Origin of the sequence: Vibrio sp. 10N.222.48.A3 (genome assembly GCF_041475345.1) — a bacterium.
GTDB classification, from domain to species: Bacteria; Pseudomonadota; Gammaproteobacteria; order Enterobacterales; family Vibrionaceae; genus Vibrio; species Vibrio tasmaniensis_A.
In genome coordinates, this window is record NZ_JBFRVX010000226.1 from 1 (window position 1) to 9,506 (window position 9,506).

The 9,506-nt window shown below is 43.6% G+C and carries 8 protein-coding genes; 6 read left to right on the forward strand and 2 right to left on the reverse strand.

Features of this window, described 5'->3' with window-relative positions; genetic code table 11:
- Positions 1–489: 489 nt before the first annotated feature.
- A complete protein-coding gene (locus AB4653_RS07715; RefSeq protein ID WP_009845829.1) occupies positions 490–756 on the forward strand; it encodes an Lpp/OprI family alanine-zipper lipoprotein in 267 nt (88 codons plus the stop codon).
- Between the two features lie 194 nt (positions 757–950).
- Here AB4653_RS07715 and AB4653_RS07720 read toward each other — a convergent pair whose 3' ends face one another.
- A complete protein-coding gene (locus AB4653_RS07720; protein ID WP_032555087.1) occupies positions 951–1,925 on the reverse strand; it encodes a L,D-transpeptidase family protein in 975 nt (324 codons plus the stop codon).
- Between the two features lie 346 nt (positions 1,926–2,271).
- On the opposite strand from AB4653_RS07720, the gene deoD reads away from it, so the two are divergent.
- The 4 genes from deoD (at position 2,272) to AB4653_RS07740 (ending at position 7,768) form a co-directional block, all read left to right on the forward strand.
- The gene (gene deoD / locus AB4653_RS07725; RefSeq protein ID WP_004732072.1) at positions 2,272–2,982 is read left to right on the forward strand and encodes a purine-nucleoside phosphorylase; all 711 of its coding nucleotides are present in this window, start codon (positions 2,272–2,274) and stop codon (positions 2,980–2,982) included.
- A gap of 80 nt (positions 2,983–3,062) precedes the next feature.
- Entirely contained in the window at positions 3,063–4,532 is a 1,470-nt protein-coding gene (locus tag AB4653_RS07730; protein WP_009845831.1) for a transposase, read from the forward strand.
- Positions 4,533–4,718: 186 nt separating this feature from the next.
- Positions 4,719–6,188: a hypothetical protein gene (locus tag AB4653_RS07735; protein WP_009845832.1), complete on the forward strand. Its 1,470-nt coding sequence runs from the start codon at positions 4,719–4,721 to the stop codon at positions 6,186–6,188.
- Complete coding sequence (locus AB4653_RS07740) at positions 6,188–7,768, forward strand: GGDEF domain-containing protein (RefSeq protein ID WP_009845833.1); 1,581 nt, start codon at positions 6,188–6,190, stop codon at positions 7,766–7,768. Before AB4653_RS07735 ends, AB4653_RS07740 begins: the two co-directional genes overlap by 1 nt.
- A 63-nt stretch (positions 7,769–7,831) precedes the next feature.
- Here AB4653_RS07740 and AB4653_RS07745 read toward each other — a convergent pair whose 3' ends face one another.
- Positions 7,832–8,740 (reverse strand): DMT family transporter, encoded by a 909-nt coding sequence (locus AB4653_RS07745; protein ID WP_009845834.1) that lies wholly within the window; start codon positions 8,738–8,740, stop codon positions 7,832–7,834.
- A gap of 256 nt (positions 8,741–8,996) precedes the next feature.
- Between AB4653_RS07745 and AB4653_RS07750 the strand changes: the two genes are divergently transcribed.
- Positions 8,997–9,392: a DUF3302 domain-containing protein gene (locus AB4653_RS07750; protein WP_009845835.1), complete on the forward strand. Its 396-nt coding sequence runs from the start codon at positions 8,997–8,999 to the stop codon at positions 9,390–9,392.
- Positions 9,393–9,506 lie beyond the last annotated feature (114 nt).

Here is a 9,506-nt window from a genome sequence, read left to right on the forward strand (position 1 = left end):
GGCCAATAGATCCTTACCAGCAATAGCAACAGGGATCGCTTTTGATTGGATCTCTGTCGCCTTCTTGAAGTCGTAATGTTTTAAGTTCTTCAGTAAGCGGTTATCTAAGCCTAAATCTTTAAAGTGCAAAGGACTCTCCAGTCATGATGGTATTGAATAAAATTAATTTAACGTGACATGATACCGCGAAAGTACTTTATAAGGATAGAGATCACAGAAAATTTATCCCTTTATCTCTCGTTTGCTAGAACATTGTATGCATTGCTCGCAAAGAAATAACTCTCCAAAACACATCAAAACCGGCTCTCACCCCTCCATCTCATAAACGAGACATAACGTGACGCTCAGCTAATTACCTCAAAAATTTAGTAATTTCTCTAGTTATTGTTTTTGCAGTTAAAAAATTAGTCGCTACAATCATTAATGAAGCGACTATATGATAAAGAATGTATAGCGCATCTTTTGATGATAAATAAGCAAGGAGTTCTTATGAATAAGACGTTAATCGCAGCTGCAGCCTCAGTTTTCATTTTAGCTGGTTGTTCTTCTGAGCCAGAAGAAGCTGCAATGTCACAAATGGATCAATTGACTAACCAAGTTGCTGAGCTAACCAGTGAAGTTGAAGCACTTAAAGGCGATAAAGCGGCAGCTGAAATGAAAGCTCAAGAAGCAGCTGCAGCCGCTATGGCAGCAAAAGAAGAAGCGGATCGTGCTAACGACCGTATCGACAACATCGCAGAGTCTTACACTAAATAGTGTGAGAGCTCAGTGCGATTAAGCTGTAGATTAAATCAGTCGCAAAATGCAGTAAATAGACAGCACCACCTCTTAACGGATGTGGTGCTTTTTTTGGGCGTTACTAATTCGAATAGAAGGCATTAATTCGAGTAGAAGGTATCAATTCAAGTAGACAAAAATAAACGCCCCTTGTTACAGAAGAGGCAATCAAATTAGAACTCAATCACAGGTGGTGCTATCTCAACAGGCACGCCATTTTGAGCAAATATCACCGCTTTCGCTTTTGAATTTGGTAGATCTGCATCTTCAAGCCACCATTTTAATTCAACGGGGATTTGCAATAATTTCTTAGAGCCGTCGCTTCGCGTCAATGGTTCGTGAGCTTCAACAAACACGCTCCTATCTGGCTCTAAAGATACTTTGATAGGCTCATCGATTATTGTGACTTGCTCACCACGACTAACCTGTTCAAAAAGCCACTCAATATCTTTAGGTTCCATGCGGATACAGCCGGAGCTGACTCGCAAGCCTATCCCAAAGTCTTTATTGGTGCCGTGTATCAGATAATCACCTGCACCATAAGCAAGTCGTAATGCATACTCGCCAAGAGGGTTTTCCGGCCCAGCAGGAACCACTTTTGGTAGCTCAATCCCTTTCTCTAGATACTCTTTACGAATTGAGTTTGGAGGCGTCCAAGTCGGATTGGGTCTTTTTTGGCTTATCTTAGTGATCATCTCTGGGGTATCTCGCCCCACTCGACCGATGCCAACAGGAAATACGTGCACCTGATTTTTCTCAGGTTCAAAGAAGTACAACCTTAACTCGGCAAGGTTAATCACAATGCCTTTTCTCGGCGTATCCGGCAGAATCAAACGGCTAGGGATACTTAACACATAACCTTCAGCAGGAAGAAAAGGATCAACGCCTTTGTTTGCCGCCATTAAAGAGAGAAAACCAATATCGTATTGCTTAGCAATGATAGCCAACGTTTCGCCAGCAGCCACTTCGTGTTGCTGTATTCTGCCGACGATACGGCTTTCAGCCGGAGGCAGTACAAAGGTCGCCGCAGACACACACGACGAAGCCATCGCTGCCACAAGCATGGTGACCCTCACTAGAGGTAAAGCTACCTTACGTATCTGTGTTCTCATTGAGTGCAAAGGCGTCGAGTTAGCGCAGTACGACATACAATTCCTTGGTTGGTCTTTCTATCAAAGTTTAGATTATCGCTGATCAAACGTCGCGACAACGTATTGTTGCTCCAAGCTGATATGCAACAGGCCTTTATTTGTCGTTTTTCTTCTGGACATAGCGTAATTTAACCACACAAAATCGATTGCCTCTAAACTTTCAACATATTTGGTTATCCATATGAATAATACTTTAAAGGTAGAGCAAATTTGTGACAAACATCTCACGGAGCCTCGCTTTAACTCGCTAATATTGCCTCAACAAAACGAATTCAATTCAACAGAATCGGTAATTAATAAAACCCTGTTCCTATAATTACCGTTAAAACTTTGGAGAACGACCATGGCTACACCTCATATTAATGCTCAAGCTGGTGATTTCGCAGAAACTGTACTTATGCCAGGCGACCCGCTTCGCGCAAAATACATTGCAGAAACATTCCTTGATGACGTGAAGCAAGTTTGTGACGTTCGCAACATGTTTGGTTACACAGGCACTTACAAAGGTAAGAAAGTTTCTGTAATGGGCCACGGTATGGGTATTCCATCGTGCTGCATCTATGTACATGAGCTAATTGCTGAGTACGGCGTAAAGAACGTTATTCGCGTAGGTAGCTGTGGTGCGGTACGTGATGACGTTAAACTAATGGACGTTGTTATCGGTATGGGTGCATCGACTGACTCAAAAGTAAACCGCATTCGTTTCAACAACCATGACTTCGCGGCAATCGCTGATTTCGGTCTTCTAGAAGAAGCCGTAAACCAAGCACGTGCACAAGAAGTTCCAGTTAAAGTTGGTAACGTATTCTCTGCAGACCTTTTCTACACTCCAGAAGCTGACCTTTTCGAAAAAATGGAAAAGCTAGGCATCCTTGGTGTTGATATGGAAGCAGCTGGTATCTACGGTGTTGCTGCGGATCTTGGTGCTAAAGCTCTAACTATCCTAACAGTATCTGACCACATCATCCGTGGTGAGAAACTAAGCTCTGAAGATCGTCAAAAATCTTTCAACGACATGATGAAAGTTGCTCTAGAGACTGCAATCAACATCTAACGAATTGATAAGATACATTGAAAAGCGTTACCCCGCAGCCAAGCTCACTTGGCTGCTCAAATAATCCCGAGGGGGAGATCGTGTCTAACGACAAGCTGCCAAAAGATGCGGATGGTTTGCAACTCAACTTTTGTAAAACATTGGCGTGTGACAACTTTGGCTTGAGCGATGCAAAACGGTATGTTTTGCAACACGCAAACCCTAAGCGTCCAGCGATGGTTTGTCGTGAATGTGGAGCTTTCCCCCCCTTACTTAACAATCGTGAAGTGTTAAGCGAACTTCATCGCCTAAGACAACTTCACAGCGACGGGCTCCCTGCTTGTCGTAATGATGATTGCGATAACTTTGGTTTATCGGTTCATACCCACAAACATCTTTATCATGCCTTCGGCTACAGTGGCGATAGGCAGCGTTACAGATGCAAAGACTGCCAATCAACCTTCGTTGATAAGTGGTCAGGATCCAACAAAAAACTTCAGTTTCAAGAGAACCTCATGGGCTTATTGTTCATGGGGTATTCAGTACGTGAAATTTGTAGAAAGTTAGAGATCAATCCAAAGACTTTCTATGATCATGTTGACCATATCGCCAGTCGCTGTCGTCGCAAGTTAGCGATGATCGATGCTCGTTGGGTCAACCATGCTAAAGATTACGAATTCGCTTCTCACTACCAACGCCTGCAACCGAAAAGCAACAATGGTGTGGTATGGATAGCGACTGGCGAGGCACACTCTGGCTACATCCTTTGCCAACACGTCAATTACTCTCAAAATGAAGAACCATCTGGAAGTGCTGATCACAACCCTTATGATGACGTTGCACGCTTTGTGTCTAAAGAGCACTCTTCAGAAGCGAATCTCGAACTTCCTCAGCCGTCTGACAAACTGAAAGAGCGCATTGAGCAGCAATATCAAGTAATTCTTGCGAGAGGTAATGTAGAGGACCCAATGGGGAACCTTACGACATTCAGTTACCCTTCGAAGGGCGCGCTAATTCGACCGCCTTATACTTCCTATGCTCACTTCCTACACGTGCTTGATATGTGTGATGAGAATAAGCATGTCACGATCTATATGCCACAAGATCCATTACTAAGATCTGCCGCTCTAAGCGTTTGCTTGCCGCGTATTCAGAGTCAAAATGTTGACCTTATGTATGTAGAGGAAGACTCAGGTTGGCAAGATGACCAAAATTTTGAAAAGATCGACATCGTTCATATGAGTTGGTGGCGCGATCGTTGGGCTATCGCGAGTCAAGGTGACAGTCAAAAAGGTATCTGCTACCTAACGGGTAATAATCCAGAACCAAAACAGTGGCTTAATACAGCTTCAATTCAGCAAACAAAGTTCTATCAACAACGTTTTCAGTTGTTATTTGATAGCTTCATCAATGAGCCAAGACGTAAACTTCGTCCTGGGGGCATTCTTCCATTACTCGACATATTTAGATCTTGGCACAATCTGTGCTACCAAGATAAGCAAGGGTTGACGGCAGCACAACGCTTAGGTGTGACAGAGCAGCCATTAACTCTTAAGCAATTGCTTTCATAGAAATTTACCATCTAGACAAGCGCTCTAGAACTCATTGATTTCAAAGCAAAAGCATGAGATAACACCCAAAATTGGAAAAGATACGTGTCCCCTTTATGCTCAGCGAGAGATAATTGATGCTTATCATCAATCACACTCCTATAATGATTGTGTTATCAATATGTTCGATAATTATGGATCTAAGCCTTGGACAAAAATCAGTACCTTCTTGAAACCGAACTAGAACAACTCAAAACTCGCGTTGATTCTGAGCCATTGGTGATCCTAGAGATTGCACAACAATGCCTAGTCAGATCAGAGCAAGTTCTGTTTGAAGAGGGCGCTATCCAGTCATTCATGTTAATGGCGAGATGTTGTTGGAACCTTATGGATTACCAGAAAGGTTTAAAATACATCAAGGAAGCCTACAAACGCCAAAGCCGATTAGATACCGATCATTTTCTCCCTGAAATTCTCCACTTACACGCTCTCCAATTCTGGGGACAAGCCAAGTATTACTCCGCCCAACAGTTCTGGATCAATGCATTAGAACAATCTGCACTGGTTGATGAAGTGGAGATTCAAATTGAATGCCTCATTGGCCTTGGCAACATTTGGCGAATGACTCACGAATATAAACTTGCACGCTCTACCCACCAGCTCGCTGTAAAAGTAGCGAATAACAGCCGCATTGGTTGGTTAGAAGGCAAAGCAAGAATACTTCTCGCATGGGATTACTACCTGCTCAACAACTATGTTGAAATGCTATCGGTGCTCGACGGTGCAGAAGAAGCACTAAAAGAATATAAAGATAATACTTGGCACGCTGAAGTATGGGATTTTCGAGGCCTTGCCCTACTTGGCCTTGAACGTTTGGATGATGCAGAACGAGCCACAGCCAAAGCGCACAAGCTAGCAGTAGAGCACAACCTTGTATGGATGAAAGCGCATTCCTACATCAGTCGAGCTAGACTGGAGCTCTTAAGAAAGAGGCCAGAACAAGCCGCCGAGTTGCTAAGGCTGGCAGAAGAGTCAGCAAACGAATTCGATAATGGCGAACTGCTTAGCCAAATTTGTTATCAACAGTCTTTAGTCGCAGAAGAAAATCAAGATTTTGAAGCCGCATTGATCGCTTTTAAGAAGTATCGTCAATATTCTACCGGCATGCTTAAAGAACAAACAAATCGTGTCGGTTTAGACAAAGCGCGCAGTTCAAAACGCCAGCTTGAACAGAGAGCTCGTAAGCTAATTAACCGCATTCGAGGTCAACACGAACACGACCCGGAAAAGCACCTCTCTTATGTCGTTTCCGAAACCTTCTGGTGGGAAAAACTGGTACTATTTAAGACGGAGCTTAAACGCTCTAATCACTGCATCATCATGTTCCATCACATCGATACCGATTACTTAGATGTCTGTACCGAGATAGCACATACCTTGTGTAATCAGAACGACTTCATTGCAAGGCTAAGTTCGGAACGTGTGGCTCTTATGCTTTCCGAAAAAGACGAAGCTGCTGACCAGATCTTCAAAACTCTGACCACCATGCTAGATATCTATCCATGGCACAGAAAAGGATTAAAAGGTTCGAGACCGACCGTCAGCCTCAACGATATTTTGACGTTCCCGTTCACTCTTGAACAACTAGAAGAAGACGATGCTGAGGTAACAGAATGATGGAAACCCTATTAAGCAAGATTACAGATGCAGGTCTAGATCCTTCATCGGTATCGGGTGAAGAGGCGATCATATTCTGGAATCATATTCGCCAACACGTTTCGACTACACAAACAGAACAAGCACACTGTTACATCATCAGCTCTGAGTACCGCGCCGAGTTACGACAAAATCAAACCAGTATTGATGAGTTAAAACTGGCACTCGACCTACTCCACCTTCCTACAGATATAGAAGATATTCTTACTGTAAAGACCAGCTTAAGTAATCGCTTGGTTGAAATTGGTGATTACACGTCGGCACTGAATGAATTCGTCAGCTCATCGACAATCGCCGTTGAGCACGGACATATCGATGAATATGTAATGGCTATCTTAGGTATGGGGAACCTGTGTGACGCTTACGGAGACCACAGCAGAGCTCTTCGCTACTACCAAAAAATCAATAGCATAGATCACGCGATAAGCAGTCGATCACTTCGTCTGAAATTCAAGCTTTATATGGTAGCAAGTCTGCTACTGCTCAACCGAATAACGGCGGCCAGCGACTTACTGAACGAATGCGAAGAACTGAGCATTTTAGTGAGTGATAAGCTACTCACAGCTCAGATACTGTTGTATCAAGCAAAAGTGCTCCGTGCTAAGAAAAAGCACCATGAAGCGCTTCGTTGTCTGTCAAAAATTCAATATCCAGCCAACAGTACTCAAGCAAGTTGGCTCGCGACCATGACTCGTCTAGAGTTAGCACATTGCTTGAGTGCGACCGGAAAGCAAGACTATGCAAGTATGATCTTGTCGAGCACCCACAAACGTGTGAAGCCCGGCTCGTCGCCTGTGCTTGCGAAGCACTTCTATGATTCTCTAAGTGATGTATGTTTGAATCAAGGTCGTTTTGAAGAAGCGCTGAGCTACGAGAAGAAAGGCTACCGAATTGAAACGGATCTGATGAAGCAGATCCCGATCAGCGAACTTGGTGCAAGCCAACTGCGCCGTCTATCACGGTTTGAATTACAACTTAAACTCATTCTCTCCGAACAAGAGAACAAAGAGCTAAAAGAGACAACAGAGCAACATAAAAATACAGTTGCTCAGCTACAACAAGATGTTTTCACCGATCCACTGACCGGGTTACACAACCGTCGCTGGTTAGATGTGAAACTGAAAGATCTACTGCTACACGAAACGCCTTTCGCATTAATGGTTATCGATATCGACCACTTTAAGTCAATCAATGATGAACTGAGCCACTTAGTGGGTGATAAAGCGATCGTCAGCGTTTCTCAAGAACTGCGTTCATACTTTAAGTTTAGAGGCGCGTCATGTGTCAGGTTTGGCGGAGAAGAGTTCCTTGTCATCCTTGAGAATACTGACCTTGCGAAAGCAGAAATGCACTCTGAAAATTATCGAGAGCGTATCTTCCAATTTGGGTGGCATGAAATACTCGGCGAGCGCGGTTTAACCGTTAGTATCGGTATCACTTTGCATCGCGATGGAGAAAATACTCAGCGTACCTTCTATCGTGCAGACAAAGCCCTATACCGAGCTAAAGCCAACGGCCGTAATCAAGTGTGTACAGAGTAGTAACACGTCTGTCTGTGGGTCTTTAGTTCTGTAGGTCTGTAGCTTTGTAGCTAAGCCCGCCTCTTATTGATAAAAGAACAAAGAGATTCCACCTAATGCGGCAAGTGTCCCGATGATACTTTGCTTTGACACCTTCTCTCCTCTAATCGCATAAATCACCAAAATAAAGACCGGGCTGGTCGCTATTAATGTTTGAGCAATCGCAGGGTTAGCATTTTTCAGCGCCACTTGCTGAAGCCATAGAGCGAGAAACGTCCCGACAAAGATTGCCCCTAATAACCAAAGTTTATCGAGCTTGGTCATTGCCCATAAATCTCTTTTTATCGACGAGTACGGCTTCTTTTCAACGAAAGGGATAATCAGCATTACGGCAAACACGCCAATCGTCAGGCGAATCAAAGCACCTAACAATGGTGGAATGTCACCCGCCACCAATGCGTAGTGGGAAATCACCACACCCGACGCCTGACAAACACTTGCCATAAGCCCATATCCAATGCCACCCCACAGTGCTTTGTCATTAGAAATATCATTACCGTTCGCTGATTTCGACGGCTGAAAGACCACAAAGGTCACCGCTAAGGTTGTTATCACAACACCGAGCCAACTTTGCAAAGTGAGTGCCGCGCCAAGAAACATTAATGCCAAAACACCAGAAAGAGGTGGAGCCAGAGATTCCAGCAACAAGGTCTTATTGGCACCAATTCTTTTTAATGCCGCAAAATAAGCACTGTCACCAACTGCGATACCAATGACTCCCGAGATCGCCAAGATCCCAAAATGGTTAGCACTCAGTTCGAATTCAGGCATTGGTATTAACGGCATGACCAACAGCATCATGCCAGAGGCTACAACCCCCTTAACAATGTTCAACTGCATCGCAGAGAAGCGATGTCCAAATTGCCCATAGATCCATGTCGCACATGCCCACACCATCGCAGCGCCAATGGCCGCTAATTCACCTATATACATCCGCATTTATCCTTTATTTATTGTTGTTATGATTATGGCTATGCGCATCGTTTGAATCAGAACTGTCATCTTGTCAGCAAGAAATCCGAAATAACCTATTCAAGTTCAATTGGGTTTTATAAGATCCATCAGTGATTTTATTCTCATTATTAGCAGCAACATATTATTTTCAGATTGGTAAATCATTTTTATAACAATTACTTGGATGATAGCGTAGTATATTTGTAACTAACATCTAACATTACAAGGATCTGTTATGTTTTTAGACTACTTTGCACTCGGTCTACTGATTTTCGTAGCATTAGTTATCTTTTACGGCATCATCGTTATTCACGATATTCCCTATGAAATTGCGAAAGAACGCAATCACCCTCATCAAGATGCTATTCATGTCTCAGGCTGGGTTAGCCTATTCACTTTACACACTATTTGGCCGTTCCTTTGGATTTGGGCTACGTTGTGGCGCAAAGATCGTGGCTGGGGCTTCGCTAAGCTTGAAGAAGAACAACATGATATTCATCACCGAGTCGACACTCTCATCGACCAAGTGAGTGCACTTCAGAACGAAATCGCACAGCTAAAGCAAGCGGGCACTGAGCAAAACAGCACAGAGAAACAGACAAACAACGTTCAAGATCAGGAGGCTAAGTAATGGATTTACTGCTGATAATGACCTACGCGGCGCTTTGTATTACGATTTTCAAAGTATTCAAAATCCCACTAAACAAATGGACTGTCCCAACAGCCGTACTGGGTGGTGTTGTCC

Bases quoted from the DNA above. Each gene is read 5' to 3' on its own strand.
- AB4653_RS07745 (WP_009845834.1), bottom strand. From the start codon at position 8,740: ATGTATATAGGTGAATTAGCGGCCATTGGCGCTGCGATGGTGTGGGCA.
- AB4653_RS07720 (WP_032555087.1), bottom strand. From the start codon at position 1,925: ATGTCGTACTGCGCTAACTCGACGCCTTTGCACTCAATGAGAACACAG.
- deoD (WP_004732072.1), top strand. From the start codon at position 2,272: ATGGCTACACCTCATATTAATGCTCAAGCTGGTGATTTCGCAGAAACT.
- AB4653_RS07715 (WP_009845829.1), top strand. From the start codon at position 490: ATGAATAAGACGTTAATCGCAGCTGCAGCCTCAGTTTTCATTTTAGCT.
- AB4653_RS07750 (WP_009845835.1), top strand. From the start codon at position 8,997: ATGTTTTTAGACTACTTTGCACTCGGTCTACTGATTTTCGTAGCATTA.
- AB4653_RS07740 (WP_009845833.1), top strand. From the start codon at position 6,188: ATGGAAACCCTATTAAGCAAGATTACAGATGCAGGTCTAGATCCTTCA.